Source organism: Paenibacillus sp. 1182 (assembly GCF_017833915.1).
Taxonomy (GTDB): Bacteria; Bacillota; Bacilli; order Paenibacillales; family Paenibacillaceae; genus Paenibacillus; species Paenibacillus polymyxa_D.
The window spans coordinates 46,373-71,848 of sequence record NZ_JAFICR010000012.1 but is presented as its reverse complement, the minus strand read 5'-3'; the positions used below and the strand labels follow the sequence as shown (position 1 = coordinate 71,848).

The window sequence follows — 25,476 nt, the reverse complement described above, 5'->3', positions numbered from 1 at the left end:
GCCCTTCCGCTGCTTCCCTCATGAGAAGCTAAAGCTGGAAGGGCTTTTGTATTTTATCATTCCAATCATACTGTCAGCAGAAAATAAAGCCCTAGGTTGTCATTGTTTCATTGAATCAACGTTTCCCGTTAGTTCCATGGATTAATATAAAACTAAAATCCAAACTCTGTTACTCTTTCAAGCCACTCACGCATAAGTGACTCAAATAATAGAGCCTGTTCAATCTGAAGATTATGCCCTGCTCGATCTAAAACGGCGAAGGTTGCTCTAGGATAATTTTCTAAAATTCTAAAAGCATCTATGTAACCAACGACTGCATCTTGTCGCCCAAGGGTAAATACTGTTGGTTTATCAAAAACTAATTTATCTATATTGGTAGAAAATCCATAGTTTCTTTGAATCTTGCTAAGAAAATCGTAGTCAGCGATCTTACAACCTGCCACTATCTCTTCAGAATACCTTTTCCAATTATATTCATTGAGAACGACTTGATTTGCGCTAAAATCACTTATTTGCTCTTCACTTAAGGTGCCCATAAACTCACGATCACAATGAACAACAAAATGCTCGGGCAGTATTCTTCTTTTGTGTTCAGGAATAATTAATGGACAAATCAGAGCAGCTCCACCAATACGATCTTTATGTCTATTAATTATTCCCCTTGTAATATATCCACCGTACGATTCGCCTGCTATGAGATAATCTTGGTTTGGGACAAGAGTTTCAATAAAATTTATAACTGCTTCTAGCATATCATCTGAATTACATATTTGATCGTAGTCCTTTGTTTGTCCCATTCCAGGCAGGTCAAGATAGATACGACGCCTATCGGGATTATCTTCAAATATCGGTTCCATGCACCCACTCATTAACCGATGGTCTGGTGTAAAACCATGGATCATTATAATCGGTTTGCCTTTACCAATTTCCTCGTAATATATATTGGCATTCTTGACTTTACAATATGGCATACAGACCCTCCAAAATTGATTTATTTATAATATTCTTACACTAAAGAAGAATCTACATTGTTTTATCAAGCAAACCAGATCTCCGGTTCGTTTTGATTATATACTCATATATAATACATGTAAAGAACATTTGTTCCCTATTCTTGTTTCTGGAGTTAAACTAACCTGCCCGTTAGCTTAATAAAACAACGTCGCTTTAATACTTTATTTTCCCAGTCTAGAGCTTTAGCTAGCTCGTTGCCAAATTAACATACGTTCGCGTGAAATCAAGGTTCTTCAAGTCCCTTTGATCTATAAAAAACTCCAAATAACCCGCGTCCCACCAGCACATACCAACCTCGTCCAAAGAGGATACCGAGAGCAGAACATGCCAATTTTCCGAAGCTCGATCGTGCTTCTCTCGATTCGTCTGATATTCTTGCAGCTGAGGCAGCACTTCGGATCGTAAATGCTCCGCATAATCGGTATTTCCCCTATGCATAGCTTGCTCGATTTCCTTATGAATCTGGCTCTCACTCTTATGCCAGTTAAACAGAAGATCCTCCAGCCCGTTTCGGCGTAGATAAGCATCCCGCCGGGTATTCCCTGCAAAAGACTGATGCTGCCCCCACACCGTGTCGCTATGTTCATATAGAAGCTCATAAAGCTCTTCGTACTGATCTACAAGAATATCTCCTAGCTCACCCTCCGACCGAAGGATAATAATCGGCTGAAAGGAAATCGCATAGGCGGTGAAATCTCGTTGCTCTGCCGAAACCTCTACGCACCCAGCGGGCGGTAATGTTTTCTGCAAAGCGCTGCTGTCACCGTTATAGTAAAAGATTTTATGGTCAATATCATAGGCGGGCTCATCCAGCCCAAGAAAAAAGTATAGTATGCCCTGATGAGGCAATCCCTCAAATGGTGAAAAAGGCAGCTCACTCAAATTAATTTGAGCAATAAACGTATAATATTCCCCGTCTGAATTACAAGGCCACTCTATCGTGGGTGGCAGATCTGGATAGCCGGCGATCCGACTATTTCCAATGTGTTCGTAGTTTTCCTCATGCTCCACATGAAATTGTATAGCAGCTTGAGCTTCCTGATGAATCTCTTCTTTTAACTCTTCATCCAGTGAATACCCTTCCAGTATTCGAGTCAGTTCATCCTTTAATGGTGGTTGTAGCATCTCGCTCGCCCCTTTTTCATCAAGTAATAACATAGCCTGCTACCATTTAAACCCTTCCCTCAGATTACCATATTAAGTGACTCCGTCAATTGACCAAATACTGCACCGGTTGCCTCCTATGGACGGTGGCACCCAACTTTTAGTAGAAATGCACTAGACATTGTTCATAAATGTTTTGTGATAGGCATTCCGGTATTGGGAAGGAGTCATGTGGGCTCTCTTTTTGAACAAACGCATAAAATACTTCTCATCGGTATAGCCTGCCTCTTCGGCAACCTGCTTAATGCTCATATCTGTACGGGAAATCAACTCTTTGGCTTTGTTGATACGAATACTGTGAATGAACTCCAAGGGGCGCATACCTGTGTTTTGCTTGAACAAACGAGAGATATAATCCTTGTTATAATTGAATTTTCGAGCTAAATCCGTCACGGTCAGCGGCTCTTCGGCATGAATTCGGGTCCACTCAATAATTTTGTTAAAACTCACATTCCCCTGTGAATGAGCAGGATTGGAAAGCAAGCGGCTAAGCGCCAGTTCTGATATCTCGATCAGCAGCGAGGTGAACAAATAATTGGCACTGTGATACGTAAGATAATGTGAGTTGGCTACATGTAAAATCTGATTAACGATAATATGAATCCGATCCCCGTTGTCTGCCTGTACACATTGCGGTAAATAGATATCCCGCATCTTGCCATGACGCTGCAAAAGTCCATTCATAGCACTTGTTTCCTGCTTCATTTCCTCATTAGATAGTACATTCGGGGTCGCGGGAACATCGAAATGAAACCAATAAAATTTTACACCCGGCAACGATTCCCGGTATCCTTTATGCGTACGACCGGGGTAAAGCAATAGAATATCTCCCTCGCCTACTTCAAAATCCTCCCGTTCCTCTCGTATATATACCGTCTCTTGGACACCCAGGATCAGCTCAAAATTATCAATGGAGCGACTCATATGCTTCCAAGGCACCTCGGAAACAAACTCGCCTGCGGAGATCAGTTGGATTGGAGCATCTACATTTACTTTTAGATAGGTCATGTTATCGCCTCTTTAGATTCATGTTCGGATTTGTCCACCCATTGTATGGTTAAGCTACTGACATACCGCGATTCCAATGCTAATGTAGTGGAGAAATATACACTTTCATCTTAGCTAAGGAGCGATGATTTTGAAAGCTAAAGCTTTTGACTTGCATAAAGTAAGAATTGATTCCGGCCCACTTTTACATGCGATGGAACTGAATACGGCCTACCTGCTGAGCTTGGAACCCGACCGTTTATTATCGCGCTTTCGTGAATATGCGGGACTGGAGCCCAAAGCGGCTCACTATGAAGGCTGGGAAGCGCGTGGCATCAGCGGACATACACTCGGTCACTACCTGTCCGGCTGTGCACTGATGTTTGCCTCCACAGGCGACGAAAGACTGTTGGAACGCGTGAACTATGTAGTCGACGAACTGGAGATATGCCAAAACAGTCATGGAAACGGATACATTTCCGGCATTCCACGTGGGAAAGAGATTTTTGAGGAAGTAAAAGCCGGAGATATCCGCTCCCAGGGCTTTGATCTGAACGGTGGCTGGGTGCCGCTATATACCATGCACAAACTTTTTGCGGGCTTGCGTGATGCCCATCTGCTGGCGCATCATCCCAAGGCCCTGTCTATAGAAATCAAACTCGGCAACTGGCTGGAGGATGTACTTCAAGGACTGGACGATGATCAGGTGCAGCAGGTGCTGCATTGCGAGTTTGGCGGTATGAACGAGGTGCTGACCGATCTGGCGGAACATTCGGGAGAAGAACGCTTTTTGAGTCTGGCGGAACGCTTTTATCACGGAGAGGTGTTAAATGATCTCGCAGATAGCCAAGATACGTTGGCAGGGCGACATGCCAATACGCAAATCCCCAAAATCATTGGCGCTGCACGGCAATTTGAAATGACGGGGAAACCGCAATATGCGGACCTATCTCGCTTTTTCTGGGATCGGGTGGTTCACAAGCATTCCTACGTGATCGGCGGCAATAGTTATAATGAACATTTCGGTGAACCTGGCAAGCTGAATGACCGTTTGGGCGAAGGTACCTGTGAAACTTGTAACACCTACAATATGCTGAAATTAACAAGACATATGTTCGAGTGGGACGCCTATGCAGCCTATGCCGACTACTATGAACGAGCGATGTTCAATCATATTCTAGCTTCACAGCAGCCTGTAGATGGACGTGTGTGCTATTTTGTATCGCTGGAAATGGGAGGACACAAGTCCTTTAATTCTCAATATGAGGATTTCACATGCTGTGTCGGGTCCGGTATGGAAAGTCACTCCATGTACGGCACTGCAATTTATTTTCACACGCCAGAAGCGATCTATGTCAATCAATATGTCCCTTCTACTGTGACATGGGACGAGATGGGCGTACAGCTCAAACAAGACACTCTCTTTCCGCAAAATGGACGGGGAACGCTGCGCGTTATCAGCAAGCAGCCCAAATCCTTCGCAATCAAGCTAAGATGCCCGCACTGGGCGGAGCAAGGGATGCTGATTAAAATCAACGGGGAAGAGCACGTCACAGAGGCCTGTCCTACCAGCTACGTTGTAATGGAACGGGAATGGAGCAATGGGGATACGATCGAGTACGATATTCCTATGACCGTGAGAGTCGAGGAAATGCCGGATAATCCACACCGAATTGCTTTTATGTACGGCCCGCTTGTACTGGCTGGGGACCTTGGCCCTGTTGAACAGGAGTCCAACGAGGAACGTCTGCTTGCGTCTGTTCTGATCGGATCGACCGATTCCCTGACAACGAAGCTGATTGCTGACGGGAACGAGCCTAATACATTCCATATGACCGACTTAGGCTATATCGGAGACTTGCAGCTTCGTCCGTTTTATCAGATGTATGATCGTTCATATACCGTCTATTGGGATCTCTTTTCCAAGGACGAATGGACAGCAACCGAGGCAGAATATCGTACCGCGTTAGCGTATCAGCTAGAGCTGGAACGACTTACAGTGGACGTTGTGCAGCCTGCCGAAATGCAGCCTGAACGGGATCATGCCTTTACTGGAGAGCATGTAGGTCTAGGGTCCATCTATAACCGCAAATATCGCGATACCTGGCCTGGGGGCTGGTTCTCTTTTGTCATGAAGGTGCTTCCGGATGAGCCTGTCCAATTGGCGGTTACTTATTTGAAGGACTTGAGCCGTCCCCATAGTGACTTTGACATCACTGCGGATGGCCTGATTTTAGGGGAAGGCAAGCTGGAGTCTGAGGAAATGAATAAATTCGAAACGTTCGTCTATGAGCTTCCTCTATCTGTGACGAACCACAAGAATGAAGTTACGATTCAATTCAAGGCCCATCCACAAGGCAAAGTGGCGAAAGTAGCTGGATTACGAGTGATTAGACACTCTATTGTATGATCAAATTATCTATATAAATCTACTATTCCGCCTACTGCGTTTTGATGTTCGTTTTTTAAAGGAAGTTTATAAAACAACAAGCAGACGCTTCTATAAGCTGTCTGCTTGTTCCACTTACTTCCTTATAACTTCGATTCATCGTCATTGCTTCATGTTCACTTCACAGCATGTTCATTTCGCGGAAACTGTCTCTAATCTTGCGCAGCTCTTGCTGTGCTCGACCATAGCGGGAAGCGTAGGTCCAAGCAAGCACTTGATGATAATGCGAAGGTGTTTCAATCGTGGTCACGTTATACATGGCCAGATTCCCATCTATTTTTCCTTTTAGGGTAAACTCAATGGCAGGATATCCGTTCACCACCATATCTGAAGCGGTCCCCAATTCAGGGTCCGTAATTCCTGACACCAAATGATCCTCAATGATTCCTTTATATTCTTGAAGAGTCATACTGCTGTCAAAATCGCTTTTCGGTTCAGACAATACAATCAGATATCTTTCGGTAAATTCATTTTTAATGGCGATGTCCGCATCCTCATTAATCCTATTATCTCGTGACCAATTCCAGGGAGCCGTAACCGCAAACTGGCTATCCTTACTGGTAAATACCTCAGGCTTCATGATTTGCGTAATGAGCATAGAAATTAAAGATACAGCAAAAACCATTGAAATGATCGTCGTCAGGATGATTGCTCCTGCAATAATCCCGGTTTTCTTTCTGCCCACCTTTCCCAAATCCCTTACCTTAACCACATATGTATTCGCAGCCATATCTCCAATCCGTTGTTTCCGAGGTGTCACCAGCACACATATACCGGCGGGCAGTCCCATGAAAAGCAGCGGATTCGTATCCACCAGATGTATGAGAGTGCGGATCAAGGATTTAACCATGCCTGGCGGCCTTCCTTCTCCATTCACAACCTGAATACGAAGTACAAACTTGCCCAGCGTATAGCCTGTAAGTCCTTCCAGTAACAGATAATAGCAGAAGGAGCCGATCAGGAAGAGCATCACTACCATACCCATATTTGGGGTTTCCGCTTCAGCTACTTTTTCCGCTGTAAAATATACCAGCCCTCCGTACCCAAAGACGATAAGAATGAAGTCAATCATCCAAGCCGCCCATCTTCTGAAAAAAATAGAGGCACCGTATGTTTCTGATAATACTGCCATCTTATCCGGTTCTCGTCGCTGATAACCGCCATTCCTCACAAATTCTCCCGGAGCTACTGTAGATGGATTTTTCAATAAATTAGGTTCTTCCAAATGATACACCCCTGATGTCAATTTAATCCTAGTTAAGTATAGCATCCTTTTTCATCCAATGGAGCAAGCCTGACAGTGCACTGGAGTAAACCGAATCCCGCCGATGAACAAACCACACCTCTAATTTACGATATTCCTCAGGTAAACGATGAGAAGCAATACTTCCCGCCTCCTCTGCCTTTGCAATCGACGATTGTGGCAACATGGACACTCCCAAACCAGAGGCTACTCCACCCAAAATGACTTCCAAGGTTCCGAATTCCATAATCTGATACGCATCCACACCTGCATCGCTCAGAAAACTTTCCGCTCTTGCCCGATGTGTGCAGCCTACATCGAAGAACAGCATAGGCTTGGCAAGCAACTTGCTCATATCACTTTCTCCCGGTTCCGAAATAAGCACCAACTCCTCTTCAAACGCCGCAACATGCTCTATATGCGGATCATCGACGGGGCCATAGACGAACGCTCCATCTAATTCGTAATTTAATACCTTTTGTACGAGATCATGGGTGCTGCCTGTCATAAGCGATAGATGGACATCAGGATATTGAGCGTGATATTCCATCAATAAAGAGGTCAGATGCGTAACCGCCGCCGTCTCAATCGAGCCCAGTCGCAAAGGTCCCGCGGGCTGGTCTGAATATTGAGTGGACTTTACAGCCTCGTCCAGCAAGGTCAGTATGGTATCCGCATATTTCAGCAGATTCTCTCCTGCTGGCGTTAACGTCATTCCCCGGTTAGATCGGCGAAATAGCGGTACGTTCAATTGTGCCTCAAGCTGCTGAATCCGCGAAGTCACATTGGACTGTACATAATTCAAAACTTGCGCAGCCTTCGTGATACTGCCCTCGCGAGCGACGGCCCGAAAAATTTTCAAATCACTGCTTTCCATGTATACGTCACCTGCTTGGTATGATCATTTGTGATACTCACGTTCGATTTTGTTCATTTTACCGGATGCTTGCCGCTCTGTACAATTCAATATATATGCAATTGCATCTAAATTCGCACCACGGGAGGTTTTAAAATGAAAGCCGTGATACATGCCAGCAAAAACGGCCCTGAGGGTCTGATGTATACAGACGTTACGGACAGACAGCCAGGGAACGATGAGGTGAGGGTAAAACTCAAAGCCGCAGGCTTGAACCATCGGGACTTATTCCTCATGGCAGATCGAGCTGCCAACGATGCTCCACTCATTCTCGGATCCGATGGAGCAGGTGTGATCGAGGCTGTGGGTGCTGGCGTCCCAACCTCGCTGGTAGGCACCGATGTAATGATCAATCCATGTATCGGATGGGAGAATACGCATCATGTTCCCTTAGTTCCAGCCATTCTGGGCGGACCTTCGGACGGGACATTCGCTGAATCGGTTATCATCCCCGTCCAAAATGCCGTCAGCAAGCCAGCATACCTTTCATGGGAAGAAGCAGGGGTACTGCCTTTGTCTGCTTTGACCGCTTACCGCGCGCTCTTCACAAGAGGCCAATTGCAGGAGGGTGAGCACGTCCTCATTCCCGGTATTGGCGGTGGTGTAGCCACGTATGCCATGCTTATGGCTTTAGCGGCAGGTGCACGGGTCAGCGTCACATCACGCAGCGAAGCAAAGAGGCAGGCTGCCCTCGCCCATGGCGCTAATCATGCATTCGACAGCCATAGCGGATGGAAAGAAAATATGAACGGAGACACCGTAGATCTGGTCCTTGACAGTATCGGTCCTGCTACGTTCGATAAATATTTGGATGTCCTCAAGCCAAACGGTCGGATTGTTACATTTGGCGCAAGCTCAGGAGATCAAGTAGAGATTCCACTGCGGTCTATATTTTTTCCTCAAATCAGTATCATCGGCACCTCTATGGGCAGTGGCGAGGAATTCGCAGCTATGCTTCAGTTCATGGAGCGCCATGCACTCCATCCGATTATAGATAGCGTATTTCCTCTACAAGACACAGCAAAAGCCTTCCACCGTATGCAGCAGGGAGCGCAGTTAGGCAATATAGGAATCAGGATAGAGTAAGGAGTCTGAACGAAGTATAGGAATGGAAAAAAATCCACTACCGTAAAATGCCTTCATCCAGAAGTCAATTTTATGGTAGTGGACCTATTTAGTCGATCAAACGATGCTGGACCCATTTGTTGCCCCGGAAGCGCCAAAGGAAAACGAGTCCCCGCACGCCCCATTCAATATCCATAGCCAACCAGACACCAACAATCCCCAAGTTGAACACAATGCCCAAAATATACCCGAGCACCACCCGACACAACCACATGGACAGCATTGAGGTGAGGGACGTAAATTTTGAATCACCTGCTGCCCTTAGTGCAGAGGGTGTGATAAAGGCAATGGACCAGAGCGGAATCTGGGCCAACGTATTAATCAGTATGACAACAAATATGTCATCTACGATTTCGGCAGGCGGATGAAACAGCCCCACCATCGGCTCAAACAAAGGCATCAGGATTAATCCCATTACAATAAACGAACAAGACGACAGCCAAATAAACGATTTGGTAAACTTGCGGGCATCCTCGACATTTCGACGTCCCATGCATTGACCGACCACGGTTACAATCGTAAGAGCCAAAGCATTCGCAGGGATTTGGAACACGTTAGCTAGGGATGAGCAAATGGCATTCGTCGCCAACGCATTGGTTCCCAGACTCACAATGAAAATTTGGGTTAAAATTTTCCCCCCATTAAAAAACATCTGCTCCGCTGCAAAGGGAAGCCCGATAAACAAAATCTTTTTAAGCATGGCCAGATTAAAGTAAAGCATATCTCTAAGCTGAACACGCAAGTCATCATCTACCCTGACCAAATAGATCAGCGCGCACACTGCTCCTGCATATCTGGACACATTGACGGCAATCGTCATGCCCAGCACACCCATATCCAATACATTAATGAATACCACATTGAGGAGCACGTACGAGAGGTTCATGATGAGAGAAAGAGCCAGCGATGCCCTCGTCTTCCCGATCCCCCTCAGCGCTCCACACACCGCCTCAACGATTGCAATCCCCACAAAAGACATACAACTTCCCAGTAGATATACCTTACCGTTAGCTAATACATCAGGCGAGGCGGAACCAAACAGAACACTCAAAATCGGATTGTACAACACGATCATAAACAAACTGATACATAAGGCCAGCAAGGAAACGGAGGAAATGGTACCGGATGCGGCTTTAGAAACCATGAGGTCGTTACCGCTCCCCTTATACTGTGCCACGACAACCGTTCCCCCGGTAGACACTGCGACAAACACATTAATCAGAAAAATATTCAAAGAATCAATCATATTTACGGCACTGACTGCCGCCATCCCCGACGAGCTAATCATGGCCGTGTTCACCAAATTAAGACCCACGATAAAAGCCTGATCAATCAGCAGCGGGATAAACAGCGCAATCATCTGTCGATAATCAATAGACTCTCCTGAAAAATGCTTATTCAGAAAGCCATGTGTTCTCATCCTTACACTCAGTTGACTCATATCATCACATTCTTTTTCTCAAATTGAAAAAAACCCTTCAACAGAAGAGCCTTCATGGCAAAAAAATGTATAAAGTTGCAAGGCTAGATGTGTCTAGTTCTTGATTCTGTACACTTTTCTCTACATAGAAGTATTGCTCCAAAAGAAAATCCTGTCAATGGTCTTGCTCACATTTGAATAGAAAATAACAGAAAAACCTGCTCAGCTCAGTGAACAGGTTTTGCAGCAGTATTATAATGCCTTAATATGTCATTAAAACCTTGTTAAAAGAATGTCTATGATCTTCTCGCAATCAAATCTTGTTGAATAGAAGCTTCATTCTTTTCGAATTTTTTATAAAAAAACATAGGAATGATCCCGATCAAGAAGATGATAAATGGCAGCCAGATAAAGCTGAACTGAATGCCAGACAACGCCGTAGGGGTTTGAACTTGCCCAGCGATGTAACCGGTGCTGCCCATAATCCATGCTGGCAATAATCCGCCAATTCCGCTACCCGCTTTAATACAGAATGCGCTTCCAATAGAGGTCAGGAAGCCACTTGCCCGAATACCATTTTTCCATTCCCCATAATCGACTGTATCTGACAACATCGCAAACGGCATAGAACATGCAAAGCCTGATCCTAACGCACCAATAATCCAGCCGATAATAATGAGAGTTAAGTCTGTACTTCCCATTAAAATCACGACTTGACCCAGCGCAGCTAATATCAATCCGATAATCATAATCGCATTTTTACTTAATTTTCTGGCAAAAAACGGAATCAGAACCATCGAGATCAACTGTAAGGAGGTCAGTCCATTGATTAAAGGTACTAAGTCCTTACTGTCCAGATTGTATTGCAGATAAAAGATGAGCGTTGCTGAACGAATATTCAAACCGATCCAGTAACACAAGTTGGCAGCTACAACGAGCATCCAGGGCCAGTTTCGTTTGATCGCTGTGAAGCTTTTAGCAATGGGAACGGACTTCGTTTTCACTGCTGCATTTTCTCGCAAATCGGCAAACGCTATGAAAAACATAATAATCGCCATGATTCCAAATAAAACAAGCGTTAAGGAAAATCCTTTTTGATCATTCCCCTGTCCAAAGAAAGCAACCAAAGGTAACGTAAACGTCGTGGCGATGAAGAAGCCCACATTCCCCCCTACCATGCGGAAGGAGTTCAAGACGACGCGTTCATTAGAATTGGTGCTCAGGTTAGGCAGAATAGACGTAATCGGCGTACTAATTCCTGTGTACAGGATGCCGGCTATGATATACGTAATGGCGGCATATGCAATTTTGCCCGACTCACTCCAATTGGGCGTCGTAAACGTAAGGACCATGAACACAGCGAACGGGATTGCTAACCATAGAAAATAGGGTCTGCTCTGGCCGTATTTTGACTTCGTTCGATCAATCAGGATGCCCCAAATCGGGGCATCAATAGCATCAATAAAACGGGTGATAAATAGTAATGTCCCGGCAATCCCGATAGAAAGACCGAATACATCTGTATAAAAATATAATAGATAACTGGAAATGACACAGTACAACAGATTGCCGGCCGTATCCGTTAATGAATAGCTGATTTTACGATGAAAAGGAACGGTACTGGTTGCCTTTTCCGGTGGTTCTGTACTCACAATTCTCGTACTCATGATCTTTCCTCTCCCCATGCGAATGAATTATGATTCATAAACCCATACACGCATTTCCCCTTTAGCCCGATTGCACCAGGCGTAGTAAGGAATGGCGGTAATTTGTTGAGGAACAAATTCAGGGGGCTCCGAGCTGTATAATGCATTCGAATTTTTTACCCGGTGTCCCTCTATGGTCAGCTTTACAATGCCACCCAGCAGGTTTCCGCTGAACTCTTCCGTAATAAGACTATCCTTCGTCAATCTTAATCCTGCCAAATTCGCTCCATTATCCACTTCTTCCAGGCAAAACACGACTGGTCCGCGTTGGAGAGCAATTTGCTGCTGGTTCATGGAGACCAGCGGATTGCTCCGAATGCGCTCAACTGGCATAGCCAAATGCAGAGTTACCACATCTCCGTCCTTCCAAGTACGCTGAATCTCGATATAGCCTTTTTCCAGACGATCTAATGATATGGTTTCCCCATTCACCTTTACCTCTGCCTGCTTGCACCACCCTGGAATTCGCAGTGCCCATTTAAAGGGAGTTGGCTCTGTTACATGGATCGAAAAGGTTAGATCCGCGTCCCATGGATAATGATGAGTTTGTGTAATTTCAACCTCATGACCAGATAAAGTCATGTTCACCTTGCTGGCAATGTACAGATGCGTATACAACGTATCGTCCGTTTGGGTGTACATATTGTCCTCAACCGATGCAATCATTCGTGCCAAATTGGGCGGACAGCAGGCGCAGAAAAACCATTTTTGCCGTTCTGTTTTTACATGCTCTTGATCTTTTCTGGATTTTTGAAAGGGATTAACCTCCAACGGATTCACGTAGAAAAATCGTTTCCCGTCCAGGTCCATCCCACTAATCGTCCCGTTGTATAGCGCACGCTCCAGCACATCGGCATATTTCCGGTTCGGCGCTAAGCGCAACATACGATTGGCCCAAAAGGCCAGCCCTACAGAGGCGCAAGTCTCACAGTACATGCTGTCATTAGGAAGATCGTGATGGCAAGTGAACGCTTCCGCGTTTACAGTAGAACCGATCCCTGCGGTGATGTACATTTTGTGATTCGTTACATCATCCCACAGTGTTTCACAGGCTTGTAACAGGGAAGTATCCCCTGTTTTCGCGGCCAAGTCCGCCATCGCAATATACAGATATACCGCTCTTACCGCATGGCCGACTGCCTCTTTTTGTTCCCTCACAGGTTGGTGAGCTTGCTGGTATTCGAAGCCTAAGCCAAAATTAATGTTGTTATCATCATTCCAGGTGGGCTCTGTTTGAATATGTTTTCTCTTTTCTTGTTCCTCTGCAAAGTAAATAGGATGCTGTCCCCGCTGTTCAATAAAATATTGCGCTAATTTGAGATATTGATCCTTTGCAGTTACGTCGTATAATTTGATCAAGGCCAACTCAATTTCTTCATGCCCAGGGTAGCCTTTCCGTTTCCCTTCTTCCGTACCAAAAATCTGCTGAATCAGGTCTACGTATTTCTCCATAATGTGAAGAAACTTCGTTTTGCCCGTCGTTTCGTAATAAGCAACAGCCGCTTCTATAAAATGCCCTGCACAATACAGCTCATGATTATCTCTTAGGTTCGTCCAGCGATTATTGGGTTCCTTAAGCAGATAGTACGTATTCAGATACCCATCCTCAGCTTGAGCTCTTCCCAACAATTCAATCACTTCATCAGCCCGCTCTTCAAGCGCAGAATTCGGATGATCCCTTAAGCTAAAGGCAACCGTCTCCAGCCATTTGGCAATATCACTATCCTGGAAAACGGTCCCATAATACTCCCCACTGGATTCCCCGGCTGCAATCCTAAAGTTTTCAATCGCATGACTGGGTTCTGTATCTGGTAATTCATCATTTAATGCTTTCCACTGATAAGGAATAACCTCTTCCGCCACAACCTGCTTATACTTTTTCCAAAATAAATCGTCAACGATGACATGCTTAACTGGCTTTGCCGTTTTCATTGGATAAACATCCCTTCCTGTAAATAGAACGCTTTCATTTTTTGAAAAATAAGGATAAAGTATTGATAATATCGTACAAGCTAACCTGAGTTCCCCTTGCTACAGTCCTTATTTTATCAACCTGAATTTATAAAAAAAATCGCGATCTTTAACTAAAACTTATACGATTTCACACACAAAGGAGCTGGCTTCCATGAGCAAAACAGACTTTCTATCATTCCTTGTTCCTCCACTGCCTTATTTCATTGAGGGGAATTTTACTACATATCAAAAAGGGGATTGGCACCCGAATAGGTATAATCTGGGTTATTTTGACGTAATAATCATTAAAGAAGGATTGCTGCACATTGGTGAAGAGGACGAAGTGTGGAAGGTAACTGAAAATTACGCTCTCATTCTTGAACCGGATAAACATCATTTTCCCATTGAGGCATGTACAGAACAAACCTCCTTTTACTGGTTCCATTTTCAAACCAATAGCATGTGGTGCGCACAATCCTCGTCCAATCCTATTATACCCAGCACTCCCATTCCCGAGCTGCATTTTCATTCAGAACATACGACCATTCATTTGCCTAAAATTCAAAAAGTGGTGAATCCACATGAGCTATTTTCGAAATTAGACTATTTACTAGCCTCTACTTTAAAACCTAGAAAACTGGCACTCTGGGAGGCCCAACAGACGTTTGTGAATGTTTTTCAGAGTTTGGAGTATGATCAGAATAATAAAGACAGCTCCTCTAAGTTGGCGGAACAGATCGAAATCTACCTAAAACAGAATTACAAGAATACGATCACCAATAAGGATTTGGAAGCCCATTTTCACGTACATCAGAATTATCTTGCTAGATGTATGAAAGTCGCCTTCCAGCGCACACCGCTTGAATATTTAATGGATTATCGACTGGATCAAGGGCGTAGTCTTTTGCTGCAAACTGACTGGTCCGTTCAACAAATTACGGAGGAAACGGGATTCTCCCAAGCAAGCTATTTCTCCAAATGCTTTAAAGAAAAATTCGGAATGTCTCCAAAGAATTATAGACAACAATACTGGAAACCAGTTCATTGAATGCTTACACCTCCTTTACACTCTCTTTACATTTTCATTGTATCCTTTTGATATTCTCGCTTTATACTGAGTCGGTTATATCATTTTCACTTCAGCAAAGGGGCATACATATGAAGTCAACTAAACTCGCATTATTAGCCATGTTAACAGGGGTTCTGGTATCACCAGAACTGACCCATGCGGCAGACATTCAGCCATCCGGGTATGCATCACTACGAACACAGGCAGATAAAATGGGGGCGACTATTACATGGGACAGTGATGACCAGTCTGTTTTGGTCAAACTGAAAAATGGCATTGTCGGAACCTTTACAGTTGGTGAGAAGGAATATCGTCTAGCTGGACTAACCGGAAAAGCGGACCAGGAAATTAAGATGATGAATGGAAATGTATATCTTCCTACAAAACTTCTTACAGCGCTTGAAGCAGAGAACAACAAATATGCAGATCCTAAGGACGCAGTTCCCACCTATAAAGTGATTCCCTCTGCCGAAACAGAAGCTGTGGAGGATGGAGAAGACGCAGCCGACGACCCTGCAATCTGGCTCAACCCGGTCGATCCAGAAAAAAGTAGAATTTTAGCAACTAATAAAGGCGGCGGGATTTTAGTCTATGATCTGGAAGGCAAGCAACTGCAAAACATGAAGGTCGGAAAAATGAACAACGTGGATCTTCGTTACGGTTTCACCTTGGGCGGAAAAAAAATAGATATCGCAGGGGCGACCAATCGAACCAACAACACGATCGATATCTTTGCCATTGATGGTGCTTCAGGAAAGCTGACCAACGTGGTTGGCAAACCCATTAAAGCATCTATGAAAGAAGTATACGGATTCAGCCTATACCATAGCCTCAAGACAGATAAATTTTACGCGCTCGTATTGGGCAAAGAGGGTGAATTTGAACAATATGAGCTGACTGATGACGGAAGCGGCAAAATTGCAGGTAAGCTTGTCCGCCAGTTCAAGCTGGCTACGCAATCCGAAGGCATGGTTGCTGATGATGAATATGGTACGATCTACATCGCTGAAGAGGATCACGCCATTTGGAAGTATAGTGCCGAGCCAGACGGTTCTTCCGAGCCACTGCGACGTGTGGATATTGCAGATGGGCGCAGACTTCACGATGACATAGAGGGACTTACATTGTATTACGGTAAAGATGGCAAGGGATATCTCATGGCCTCCAGTCAAGGAAACAGTAGCTATGCGATCTATGAACGACAAGGCGACAATGCATATATAAGCAACTTTACGATCAGCGCGAGCCCTACCGTTGACGGTACGTCTGTCACAGACGGTATTGATGTTCTTGGCTACGGATTAGGCAAGAATTTTCCTCATGGTATCTTCGTTGCACAAGATGACGAAAATCTTCAAAACGGCAAAAAGTTAAATCAGAACTTTAAAATGGTGCCTTGGGAGCGAATCGCTACGGGAGCCCCTACCCCGCTAACGATAGACGATGGCATCAACCCGCGTGAATTGGTAAACAGAAGCACGCAGTAATGCCTGCCAGGGGAAATTGACTCAACATTCCGACTCTATTCATAGAAAAAAGGGGTGTCCTAAAAGCCATAAAACGGCTGCTTGGGACACCCCTTTTTGTTTTTAAGCGGAAAAAGGTTTAAGATCCAGCACCAGCACATTTACCGAGTTGGCTGGTAAGTCTAAGAGGACAGAATCCGTATGAAGCGTGATCTGCTGTTCGGTAGGCACTATCTTCTCATCATTCTTCTTGTTCACGTTAGGTACATGAACAAGCGAGGAATCGCCGGTTAGTGTAATCAGCTTAGCGTTGGACTCAACACTCAAATCTTGTAGATTCAGCTGTGTTACCTTATCCACACTGTCGGCATTCACCAGCTTCACATATACATGCTCAGCATCTTGGGTTACCGAGTTGAACACGTCTCTGTTGTAAGCCTCCAGCTTATAATCCAGCACTTTACTGTTTGTCACGCCGTCGGTATATGAGCAAATCAGGTTGCTGCCTGTTTCACCGCCATAGTTCACTGTTATGGTGTAGTCCGTGTTGTCGGCCAACTCTTCATAGCTGGCCGCTCTCAAGTTACCTGCGGCTGTACTGGAAGAGTAGTCACCCAATGTGTAGCCTTCTATGCCTTGCTTGTAAACCTTCACGCCGGTAGCCTTGCCGCCATAACCGATCGCGTATTCGACGACGTTCTTTTTCTCCGCAGAAATATCCGTGAGACCCGCACCCACATAAAAACCGTCCGTGCCGGAAATGTGGGAAGCGACTACCTCTACCTTGTAATTGCTCCAGCAGTCGTTCAAGATATACAGACCATTCAAACCGCTATCCTGAGCTTTGAGGACAAGCCCCTCGCCTTCCTCTACTGTTGAGCCCACGGAACCGGGAATGACTTGCCATGCTGAATTCAATTCCTGGGTAAAATCTTGATCCAGCAGCACACTGCCATCCTGATTGGAAGTAACGGTCACACGCTTAATCATAACTTCGGCGTTGCCTGTCGCGATTTCAATGCCACCCTGAGGAATGAGATCCGTTGGCTTGCCATTTTTGTAAGTAGAGAAAGAAGTGCGCAATACTTTATTTCCCAAATATTTAGCATACATTTGCTGTACATAGTAGTTCGGCGTAAACCACACCGTTTCGTCATCGAACCAGATGCAGTCTGGAGTCCATCTGTAGGTTCCATCTGTCAGCACCTTGTTAAACAGCGGTGCATAGGCAGCCAACCGAACGACATCGGCATTATTTTCGAAGCCCGTCATCACCGCTGCCTCTGCTACAGCGCCTGCCAATGTATTTTTATCGGTTGAGGCGTACTCCCCGACAAAAACCTTTGATGTCGCTTTCCAATTGATACTACCGTCCGCGTTATAAGCTCTGTAGTAGTAGTTATAGCGGTCCACGTTATTCAGCAGGTACTCGTTAGAACGATAGTAGTGCTCGTCTGCAATGGTGTCCATATAGTCCTTTTGCTTCTCATACCAGGTAACAGTCTCTTCCGTCACCTGGTTACCATCAGCAAAAGCAACCTTAGCCGAGCCCTTCATATTACCGCTCAGGAACTTCCAGCCCTGCTGATAGGCATCGTCGTCCGCTTGAGCGCCAACCGTAGAGATGATATGCAGCTCATAACCCGGATAGTTTTTCTCCATGTACTCATCAATCGATGTCTTGAACACTTCAAAGTTGGCAAAGAACTCTGTGCCCCAGTTCTCGTTACCCACACCCAAATAACGCAGATCGAACGGTGCTTCATGGCCCATTTTTTTACGCATAGCAGCCCATTCATTATGTTCAAAATCCACACTGATCGCAAAGTCGATCAGATCCGTAAAGTTCTTAATATAGTATTCTCTTAATGCGCCTCCAGCGGGATGAGCATAATCCGAGCGGGCTTGGCAGAGCACGCCGCAGGCCATAACCGGAAGCGGAGCTGCATTCAGGTCTTCTGCCAACTGGAAATATTCCATATAACCAAGTCCCATGGTCATCATATAGCCCCATACATTAAAGTTTTCCTTGCGTAGCTCGATATCCCCAATCGATTCCTTCCAATCGTATACGTTTTCCCATATAAACGAACCCTCGGAAATACAACCACCTGGAAAACGCAGAAACTTCGGATGCATGCCGACCAGTGCGTTCACCAAATCTTTTCTCAATCGGTAGTTAGGATTTCCCTGGAAGTTAGCATGTGCCGATGGGGATTGCTCTTCCTCTCCTGCGCCCCATACATCTTGTGGGAATAAAGAAACCATATCAACCGAAATGTCCCCTTCAAATGTAAGCGCCAGCTGCCCGAGAACCGTAGCTGAGCCTGTCAGCACAAGCTTGGAATCGATGCCGTACTTCTTCCACGTGTTACCGCCTTCCACCTGTATCGTAACCGAATCACTAATAGCCTTTTCATTCGAGTCTTGCAGTTGCAATGTGATTGTGCCCGCTGAATCGGCCTTCGCCCAGATGGTAAACTCATATTTATCACCCTCTTGGATGGACATGGCACAATTCTGATTAGAATCCGAAAAGCCCTTGTTCCGAATCGTTGCACCATCCGCTACCGTCACATAATAGGAGTTCACTTCTTTGTCTTTTGCACCTAAGAACTCATTTAATCCACCGCTATGTTGTGGAGTCATCTTGTCCGTATCACCAGACCAGGCGAACAACGGGTTGCGGTTCCGTCCTGTAGAGCAGCCGCATTCACCGGAAGCATGGGAATACGTATCAAACTCGAAAGATTCAAAAGAGCGATTCTGAACGAGTTCCGCATATATCCCGCCATCTGCTGCGTTATTGATATCTTCATAGAACAAGCCGTACATCACTTCGCTGACATCCAGCACTTCCTTATTTCCATGAATGGTCAGCGTGTACGGAGGCAGCTGTTCAGGAAGAACGGATACTTCAAAGCTTTCTTCAATCTGGCTTAGGCCCTTCGTCAATAAAGCTGTGACGGTAACCCCTTGTGCGGAGGTAATCGCCTGCACCTGACCATTGTCAGAGAGTATACCAGGTTGGCTGGATTTCCAGGTCACTTCTACTCTTCCACCCATCAGAACGGTTGGCAGAGATAAGTCCTTGGTCACAATCGTCGTCGGAAAGGACAAATATTTATCTCTGGCAAGCTTCACGATCTCTTCATCTGTCAACGAATCGCACATGACCTCAATGACTTCATCTGCCGACAAGCCTGCTTTATAAATTCGAAAGTCTGAAACGGAGCCGGCAAAGTCTACATCCGCCGCATGCTGAGAGCGACCAATAAAATTGTTGCTGTAGTTGGACGAGTCTGTAAACGTTTCGAACCATTTACGCAGCTTGGCATAGTTACCGCTGGAAGTTTGACTGATGGAACCGTCCGCTACCACCTCACCATTGACATATACCACCGGACCCGCACTGCTTAATGTGCCGCCTTCTGTACCGATTACGGACAAGGCTATGTGCATCCACTCATCCCTGACAAAACCTCTTCCCGGGTCTACGGACAAATCCGCCTCGGTGAAAAGGGTTCCGCGCAGATTCCGTGTCATGAACATATATGGCCCTGTATGGGCTTTACCAAAATCAAAAACACGTTCCCACATATCTGTGAATCTGCCGAAGTTGACCCAAGCAGTAACCGTCACACCGGTGTTATCGCTTACATCTTTGAATAGATCGGAAGGAAGCTGGATATACGAGGTACCGTTGGGGCCTCCCTCAAGCGTCAATGCCGCTCTACCGGTAGCATGGGAAATTGTGGGTGTTACTGTGCCTGAAGCAACCCCATCGTTACCTTGCCCTGAGCTATCTTTGCCGACGTTCTCTGCATCATCAAACTTGTAACGCGCAATGATTTGATCTTGGAATTTGGTCATATTCGTTGCTCCTATACCTATAGTTTATTAACGTAATGACTAATTAGTTAATATAAATACATACTATATAGCTATAGTACCTTATCCTGAGTACCTTTTTCAATCCAATAAATCGGATTTATGAAGAAAATACTTGAACGAACTACATAAAAAAGCAGCCATCACAGAAGATACTCTGCGATAACTGCCTTTTGGCTTGCAGGATTGCTTGACCCAGTCAGAACCTTTTCCGAAATAAAGAAGCTTGGTCGTAGCTATGTTATCCGTTCAATTTTTGTCCACAATTCGGACAGAAATTAACTCCTTCGTTTTTTGTACCGCAATTCGGACAAAAATTGGGCTTATTACCGTCTCCAGATGGAGAGGGGGCAGCAGGTGTAGGCTGAGTCTCAGCCGAAGGCTTTGGGTTCGGGTTCAAATTTCTCATCATTTCATTTGCTATATTCATCCCCATCATCATACTCGCCATATCTGAGGCAGCACCACCGCCTTTTACATTACCCGATGCAATCCCGTCCGTCATCGTCACTTGCTGGTACTTTTGCAGATTACCGATCATTTCATGAGAAGCTGTCTTCGTGATCATATCTTGGATTTCTTGAGGATAATTGAAGCTCATCACATGAAAGCCAGTAATCGTCATACCATTGTCCATCACTTGCATATCCAGATCTTCTTGAATACCTTTTGAGATGTCAGAAGCATTCGCCTGCAGATTAAACATGTCCTTTCCTTCTCTGCTGATCCACTTCATCAATAACTGATCCAATACTGAAGTAATGCGTATTTTCACATCCTCAACGAGATAACTGTCCTTCACTCCGGCAATTTTATCGATGAGCGTAACATAATCGTTCACTTTAAAATTAAATGTGCCATTGGCACGGATCGGCATACCGCCTGGCAGCTGGGGGGTCGGGATCAGCACTGGATTCTGCGTCCCCCATTTGACCGTAAACTCCTTCGTATTAACGAATAAGACCTCTACCCTCATGCCACTGTTAAAACCAAATTTAAACCCTTTTAAGGTGGATAGAAATGGAATAATGTCAGAGTCCATGTTATATGACCCTTCATTCTCAAAAATACCCTCTATTTTGCCGTTATTTACAAAAATCGCGTCTTGACCGGAGCGGATAATTAACTTACTTCCTTTTTTAATTTCACGATTACTCCACTTCCAGAAAATCATATCATCTCTAAATTCTTCCCACTCTACTACATTTGCAAATTGATTTCTGAAGAATCCCATACTGTATCCATCCTTTCCGTTCAGGATTTTTGCAAAATCCTCAGTTAAAATGATCCTCTGCTGCCGCTATGCGAATGACCGCCGCTGGTAGTTCCGCCACCACCGCCTGAGCTGCTGCTACTGCTGCTCTTTTCAATCTTCCGTTTCGTTGTCGTTGTGTGAAGATACTGATCTCGATGCTCCAGAACTCCAGAGGCGTTCGCATCCTCGTAGGTCTGCCGATTTATCGTAACCCGACCGCCAGAATTGGAAACCATCTTACCCACGATCAACGCTGCCAATCCCAGCGCCACCGCCAAATGAAGCCATCCTTTAAAAAATATACTGTCTGGATTCACCCCTGGACGGATGGCCAAATATTTGTGCGCGCTTAGAATATACTTTTGAAATGCCAGCCCATAGTTGCCGTTCGTCAGATCCGGGCTAATCTCATGGCGTATTTTAGTAAGCCTGTCATCATCCAGATACCGTTCTGCCTTATAAAATCCGGCCAAGTATACCTCTCTATTTCTCATATCCATCGTTAAAATGACCGCGTTCCCATGAGATCTGTCATACCCAGGGCCATGGTCATCATAAAAGTCCTGCGTCATTTTCATAACATCCATATTGTCGGTATTGAGAGTAGTATAAATAATAATGTCCGTTTCTCTTTCCGCTCCGTATTGATTAGCCATAGCGTTCAACACATCATACTCTTCTTGATTGAGCAGACCCGCTTCATCATAAATCAATGGCTTCATTTCTGTCGTTGCTGGTTCGCCCTTCATTTCCATAGGAACTGCCAGAAAAACAGCAAAGAATAACAAGACAGCTATAATGGCTCTATGCTTTTTCAATAGAATTCCCCTCCCATCATCAGCCAAGTGATTAACCTTAATGAGAAGAGAGTAATGCCGAAAATGCCTGCAAACCAAGCCGTCACTTTGAACTTGCTAATCGGAGGCTTACCGACTACCTTGCCCGTCTGTCCGTTCATAGCAAACGTATGCTCCAATTGATTGTAGTCATAGTGTATGACCCATACCGGGAGTAGAACATAATCCGCTTGTTTTAATGTAGTATCAATTTGCTTTTCCGTATAACTCACGGACGTATACTCTGACACCGTAGAATGAATATAAGCATCAATATATTCCTTCACTTTTTCTTTAACTCGCGGGAAAAGCTCTTCTTCGTTATAACTGTACTTCTCCGCAATATAACCCGCTAGATATGGCGTTTTAAAGGGTTTTAGCTGATCGTATGGAAAAGGCTCCAATTTATCCATCAGCTCGTCGTTCATTTTCTCCGCAGCATCAATCGGAACCTTTACATAATTCAAACGGATTTTGCGATATACATCAAAATGCTTCGTTTCCGTATATTCGTAGTCTCCGCTCGTATAGGTTCTCACTTGGGTACCTTCACCTTGAACCTCAATTTTATTATGTAATTCATATAACCAGAAGGGCACATACATCCCGGTTATTCCCTTGATTCGGTCTGCTATCATGAACCGGTTCGGCGTCAGACGGCCGTTCTTGCACCATTTTTTGAAAGCAACTATGGCTTCTTCCTTACTGATTGAAAAAGGAATAACCTGCGCCGGAGCCAGCTTCCCGGTCAGTTGGTCTCCAAGAACCACGGCAGAACCACAAAAGCTGCACACCGTTGCACTCGTCTCCACTTCGGTCATAATCACTGCTCCGCAGTTATTACAATGATACTCATGGGCCTCATCTTCTGAAAAAATACGATTTATCAGAGGATCAGGAATAGATTCGATATTGTCCTCTCTTCCGCAACTATGACAGGATAACATCCCTGTCTCACCGTCAAAGACCATGCCGCTGCCGCAGTTGGGGCATTTGTATTCGATAACCGGCATCTGCTCACCTCTTCATGTAGATACTGTTATGATTCCTTAGGGTTGATTTTTTCTTTGATTGCAGCCAATTCATCTTCTGTATTCGTACTCTTCTCGTATTGTGCAAATAAGGCATCCAGGTCGTCCTTCGTTCCTGCCCGAAGCTCGGCTATAGCCATCGCTTCATCATACGCTCTGTTCACCTGCTCTTCCATAACCTCAAAAGCAGAATTCCCGTTGCCGATAGAATTCAAGGTTTGCTGTGCTTTGGCAACCGCCATCTTCCCTTTAAGTTCAGCGTGCCGCGCTTCTAGTTGCCCCATATCGGACACCAACTTCTCCTGCATTATCTTCATATTTACGGCGTTTGTCGAAGCTACATCATAGGACGTTTGTAATTGTTCCAATTTCTCCGCTTGCAAACCTTTTCTCTCCAGAAACTTTCGAGCTTCCTCTTCATTACCAGCTTCCACAGACTTACTGGCATAATGCTGGAGCTTTTTGATCCCGGCTTTGCATTCATCCAGTGCTCTTTTCGCCCTTCTCTCATCAGCCAATACTGATACCGTCTCCGCTTTCACCTTGCCTAGATCACTGTTCAAATTCCGCATATAATCGTCAATGGTTTTCTCCGGATCTCCCACCTTATCCATTAAGGCGTTAACATTCATTTTCATAATATCCCTAAACCTCGACAAAATTCCCATGATGACCTCCTTCGAAAGGACTACATTCCACCATATCATACATCAAATCCAGTAAAAAATGTTCATTATAGCTCTATATACTGACCCACTGATCACTTTCGGATGTGTGTTCGTTTTATGATAAAAGCAAAGGGTCCAAAAACCCGCTACAGATTTTTGAACCCTTTTATTTTATTGTCTTGATTATAGTTCTTCATAGGACTTGGGGTCCTGCCCCCATATCCGTCCATCCTCACTGCTAAATGCCGAAATCATGTTCATTTCCTCTGGAGACAACTCAAAATCAAAAATATCCAAATTCTCCGTTTGGTGATTTAAAGAAGAGGCCTTCGGGATCGGGATTGCTCCAAGTTGGATATGCCAACGTAAAATCGCTTGTGTAGTCGTTTTACCATGAGCAGCAGCAATTTTCCCAATCTCTTCATTCTCCAGCATACTGTGACCACGACCCAAGGGGCTCCACGATTCCGTCACGATGCCCTGTTCAGCATCTTTTGCACGCTGATGTTCCTGATTAAATAATGGGTGCAATTCAACTTGATTTAAGCTCGGCGTGACACCTGTTTCCCGAATTAAACGTTCATTATGCTCGGGCAAGAAATTGCACACCCCAATGGAACGGATATAGCCCCTTTTCTTCGCCTCAATTAACGCCTGCCATGCTTCAACATATCGATCAATTTGGGGATTCGGCCAATGGATTAGGTACAGATCATAATAGTCCAGACCTCCTCTATATAATGACTCTTCGATCGTTACAATGGCTTCTTGGTAAGCATGTCGGCGACCTGGTAGTTTGGAGCAAACCAACAATTCTTCTCTGGGCACAGAGCTCTGCTGGACCGCTTTCCCAACAGCCCCCTCATTTTCATAGTTGAACGCTGTGTCGATCAGACGGTAACCTGCATCAATCGCGCTGGTAATTGCCTTGACTCCATCTGCACCCTTCAATCCAGCAGTCCCAAATCCAATGACGGGCACCTTAGTGCCATCATTCAATACCTTCTCCGGAATTGGATCGTTCATATTAACAGCCTCCTTTACTATTCTCTTATACCGCAACACCTTTAATGCTCAGAAAAATACAGCGAATGACTCGGTTCCTCCTATACTTATTACCCACCAGTTCGTGACTTTCCTATTAAATTCTCTGTATGCCACATCAAAAAGTGCCTGATCCCCGTTGAAATCATACTTGAAGTCAAGGAGTCAGGCACTCGTATACCGCTACCAAATCATATATTCCACTTCATGCTGAATTGCTTGGTTGTCCAACACAAAGT

General features: G+C 44.9%; 18 protein-coding genes. 4 read left to right on the top strand and 14 right to left on the bottom strand.

The genetic code is table 11. From position 1 onward, the window contains the following. Positions 1-152: 152 nt before the first annotated feature. The 3 genes from JOD82_RS22045 to JOD82_RS22035 all read right to left on the bottom strand — a co-directional run bounded on the left by JOD82_RS22045 (position 153) and on the right by JOD82_RS22035 (position 3,186). Positions 153-971, bottom strand: coding sequence for an alpha/beta fold hydrolase (locus JOD82_RS22045; RefSeq protein ID WP_209949922.1), 819 nt, complete (start codon positions 969-971; stop codon positions 153-155). A gap of 229 nt (positions 972-1,200) precedes the next feature. Further along, the gene (locus tag JOD82_RS22040; RefSeq protein WP_209949921.1) at positions 1,201-2,139 is read right to left on the bottom strand and encodes a YwqG family protein; all 939 of its coding nucleotides are present in this window, start codon (positions 2,137-2,139) and stop codon (positions 1,201-1,203) included. Positions 2,140-2,292: 153 nt separating this feature from the next. Next, the gene (locus tag JOD82_RS22035) at positions 2,293-3,186 is read right to left on the bottom strand and encodes an AraC family transcriptional regulator (RefSeq protein ID WP_029516915.1); all 894 of its coding nucleotides are present in this window, start codon (positions 3,184-3,186) and stop codon (positions 2,293-2,295) included. 130 nt (positions 3,187-3,316) lie between these two features. On the opposite strand from JOD82_RS22035, the gene JOD82_RS22030 reads away from it, so the two are divergent. Continuing rightward, positions 3,317-5,575 carry a glycoside hydrolase family 127 protein gene (locus JOD82_RS22030; protein WP_029516916.1) on the top strand — a complete coding sequence of 753 codons (2,259 nt, stop codon included), beginning with the start codon at positions 3,317-3,319 and terminating at the stop codon, positions 5,573-5,575. A gap of 160 nt (positions 5,576-5,735) precedes the next feature. Here the strand turns inward: JOD82_RS22030 and JOD82_RS22025 are convergent, their stop codons facing one another. Together JOD82_RS22025 and JOD82_RS22020 are read right to left on the bottom strand one after the other, a co-directional pair. Beyond that, a complete protein-coding gene (locus JOD82_RS22025; protein WP_049816965.1) occupies positions 5,736-6,884 on the bottom strand; it encodes an RDD family protein in 1,149 nt (382 codons plus the stop codon). After that, positions 6,868-7,734: a LysR family transcriptional regulator gene (locus JOD82_RS22020; protein ID WP_049816966.1), complete on the bottom strand. Its 867-nt coding sequence runs from the start codon at positions 7,732-7,734 to the stop codon at positions 6,868-6,870. Before JOD82_RS22020 ends, JOD82_RS22025 begins: the two co-directional genes overlap by 17 nt. Before the next feature lie 135 nt (positions 7,735-7,869). Between JOD82_RS22020 and JOD82_RS22015 the strand changes: the two genes are divergently transcribed. Continuing rightward, positions 7,870-8,859 (top strand): zinc-binding dehydrogenase, encoded by a 990-nt coding sequence (locus JOD82_RS22015; RefSeq protein ID WP_209949920.1) that lies wholly within the window; start codon positions 7,870-7,872, stop codon positions 8,857-8,859. Between the two features lie 88 nt (positions 8,860-8,947). Here the strand turns inward: JOD82_RS22015 and JOD82_RS22010 are convergent, their stop codons facing one another. The 3 genes from JOD82_RS22010 to JOD82_RS22000 form a co-directional block, all read right to left on the bottom strand. Continuing rightward, positions 8,948-10,339, bottom strand: coding sequence for an MATE family efflux transporter (locus JOD82_RS22010; RefSeq protein WP_069010166.1), 1,392 nt, complete (start codon positions 10,337-10,339; stop codon positions 8,948-8,950). 275 nt (positions 10,340-10,614) lie between these two features. Further along, the gene (locus tag JOD82_RS22005; protein ID WP_029516920.1) at positions 10,615-11,985 is read right to left on the bottom strand and encodes a glycoside-pentoside-hexuronide (GPH):cation symporter; all 1,371 of its coding nucleotides are present in this window, start codon (positions 11,983-11,985) and stop codon (positions 10,615-10,617) included. 27 nt (positions 11,986-12,012) lie between these two features. Beyond that, positions 12,013-13,956 carry a glycoside hydrolase family 127 protein gene (locus JOD82_RS22000; RefSeq protein ID WP_069010167.1) on the bottom strand — a complete coding sequence of 648 codons (1,944 nt, stop codon included), beginning with the start codon at positions 13,954-13,956 and terminating at the stop codon, positions 12,013-12,015. 193 nt (positions 13,957-14,149) lie between these two features. On the opposite strand from JOD82_RS22000, the gene JOD82_RS21995 reads away from it, so the two are divergent. Further along, on the top strand, positions 14,150-15,025 hold the full coding sequence (locus tag JOD82_RS21995; RefSeq protein ID WP_209949919.1) for a helix-turn-helix transcriptional regulator: 876 nt from the start codon (positions 14,150-14,152) through the stop codon (positions 15,023-15,025). Between the two features lie 110 nt (positions 15,026-15,135). Continuing rightward, positions 15,136-16,533: a phytase gene (locus tag JOD82_RS21990; RefSeq protein ID WP_209949918.1), complete on the top strand. Its 1,398-nt coding sequence runs from the start codon at positions 15,136-15,138 to the stop codon at positions 16,531-16,533. A 102-nt stretch (positions 16,534-16,635) separates the two neighbouring features. On the opposite strand, the gene JOD82_RS21985 is transcribed toward JOD82_RS21990, so the two are convergent. From JOD82_RS21985 to JOD82_RS21960, 6 genes are all read right to left on the bottom strand, one after another. Then, the gene (locus JOD82_RS21985; protein ID WP_209949917.1) at positions 16,636-20,385 is read right to left on the bottom strand and encodes an alpha-L-arabinofuranosidase C-terminal domain-containing protein; all 3,750 of its coding nucleotides are present in this window, start codon (positions 20,383-20,385) and stop codon (positions 16,636-16,638) included. Between the two features lie 259 nt (positions 20,386-20,644). Further along, positions 20,645-21,637 (bottom strand): SPFH domain-containing protein, encoded by a 993-nt coding sequence (locus JOD82_RS21980; RefSeq protein ID WP_209949916.1) that lies wholly within the window; start codon positions 21,635-21,637, stop codon positions 20,645-20,647. 44 nt (positions 21,638-21,681) lie between these two features. Continuing rightward, the gene (locus JOD82_RS21975; protein ID WP_209949915.1) at positions 21,682-22,476 is read right to left on the bottom strand and encodes a TPM domain-containing protein; all 795 of its coding nucleotides are present in this window, start codon (positions 22,474-22,476) and stop codon (positions 21,682-21,684) included. Continuing rightward, positions 22,473-23,507: a TFIIB-type zinc ribbon-containing protein gene (locus JOD82_RS21970; protein ID WP_209949914.1), complete on the bottom strand. Its 1,035-nt coding sequence runs from the start codon at positions 23,505-23,507 to the stop codon at positions 22,473-22,475. The genes JOD82_RS21975 and JOD82_RS21970 overlap by 4 nt, the downstream gene beginning before the upstream one ends. 26 nt (positions 23,508-23,533) lie before the next feature. Continuing rightward, positions 23,534-24,193, bottom strand: a complete 660-nt coding sequence (locus tag JOD82_RS21965; RefSeq protein WP_209949913.1) for a PspA/IM30 family protein — start codon at positions 24,191-24,193, stop codon at positions 23,534-23,536. Positions 24,194-24,376: 183 nt separating this feature from the next. Next, a complete protein-coding gene (locus JOD82_RS21960; protein ID WP_209949912.1) occupies positions 24,377-25,219 on the bottom strand; it encodes an aldo/keto reductase in 843 nt (280 codons plus the stop codon). Positions 25,220-25,476 lie beyond the last annotated feature (257 nt).

Bases quoted from the DNA above. Each gene is read 5' to 3' on its own strand.
- JOD82_RS22045 (WP_209949922.1), bottom strand. From the start codon at position 971: ATGCCATATTGTAAAGTCAAGAATGCCAATATATATTACGAGGAAATT.
- JOD82_RS22040 (WP_209949921.1), bottom strand. From the start codon at position 2,139: ATGCTACAACCACCATTAAAGGATGAACTGACTCGAATACTGGAAGGG.
- JOD82_RS22035 (WP_029516915.1), bottom strand. From the start codon at position 3,186: ATGACCTATCTAAAAGTAAATGTAGATGCTCCAATCCAACTGATCTCC.
- JOD82_RS22025 (WP_049816965.1), bottom strand. From the start codon at position 6,884: ATGCTATACTTAACTAGGATTAAATTGACATCAGGGGTGTATCATTTG.
- JOD82_RS22020 (WP_049816966.1), bottom strand. From the start codon at position 7,734: ATGGAAAGCAGTGATTTGAAAATTTTTCGGGCCGTCGCTCGCGAGGGC.
- JOD82_RS22015 (WP_209949920.1), top strand. From the start codon at position 7,870: ATGAAAGCCGTGATACATGCCAGCAAAAACGGCCCTGAGGGTCTGATG.
- JOD82_RS22010 (WP_069010166.1), bottom strand. From the start codon at position 10,339: ATGAGTCAACTGAGTGTAAGGATGAGAACACATGGCTTTCTGAATAAG.
- JOD82_RS22005 (WP_029516920.1), bottom strand. From the start codon at position 11,985: ATGAGTACGAGAATTGTGAGTACAGAACCACCGGAAAAGGCAACCAGT.
- JOD82_RS22000 (WP_069010167.1), bottom strand. From the start codon at position 13,956: ATGAAAACGGCAAAGCCAGTTAAGCATGTCATCGTTGACGATTTATTT.
- JOD82_RS21995 (WP_209949919.1), top strand. From the start codon at position 14,150: ATGAGCAAAACAGACTTTCTATCATTCCTTGTTCCTCCACTGCCTTAT.
- JOD82_RS21990 (WP_209949918.1), top strand. From the start codon at position 15,136: ATGAAGTCAACTAAACTCGCATTATTAGCCATGTTAACAGGGGTTCTG.
- JOD82_RS21985 (WP_209949917.1), bottom strand. From the start codon at position 20,385: ATGACCAAATTCCAAGATCAAATCATTGCGCGTTACAAGTTTGATGAT.
- JOD82_RS21980 (WP_209949916.1), bottom strand. From the start codon at position 21,637: ATGGGATTCTTCAGAAATCAATTTGCAAATGTAGTAGAGTGGGAAGAA.
- JOD82_RS21970 (WP_209949914.1), bottom strand. From the start codon at position 23,507: ATGCCGGTTATCGAATACAAATGCCCCAACTGCGGCAGCGGCATGGTC.
- JOD82_RS21965 (WP_209949913.1), bottom strand. From the start codon at position 24,193: ATGGGAATTTTGTCGAGGTTTAGGGATATTATGAAAATGAATGTTAAC.
- JOD82_RS21960 (WP_209949912.1), bottom strand. From the start codon at position 25,219: ATGAACGATCCAATTCCGGAGAAGGTATTGAATGATGGCACTAAGGTG.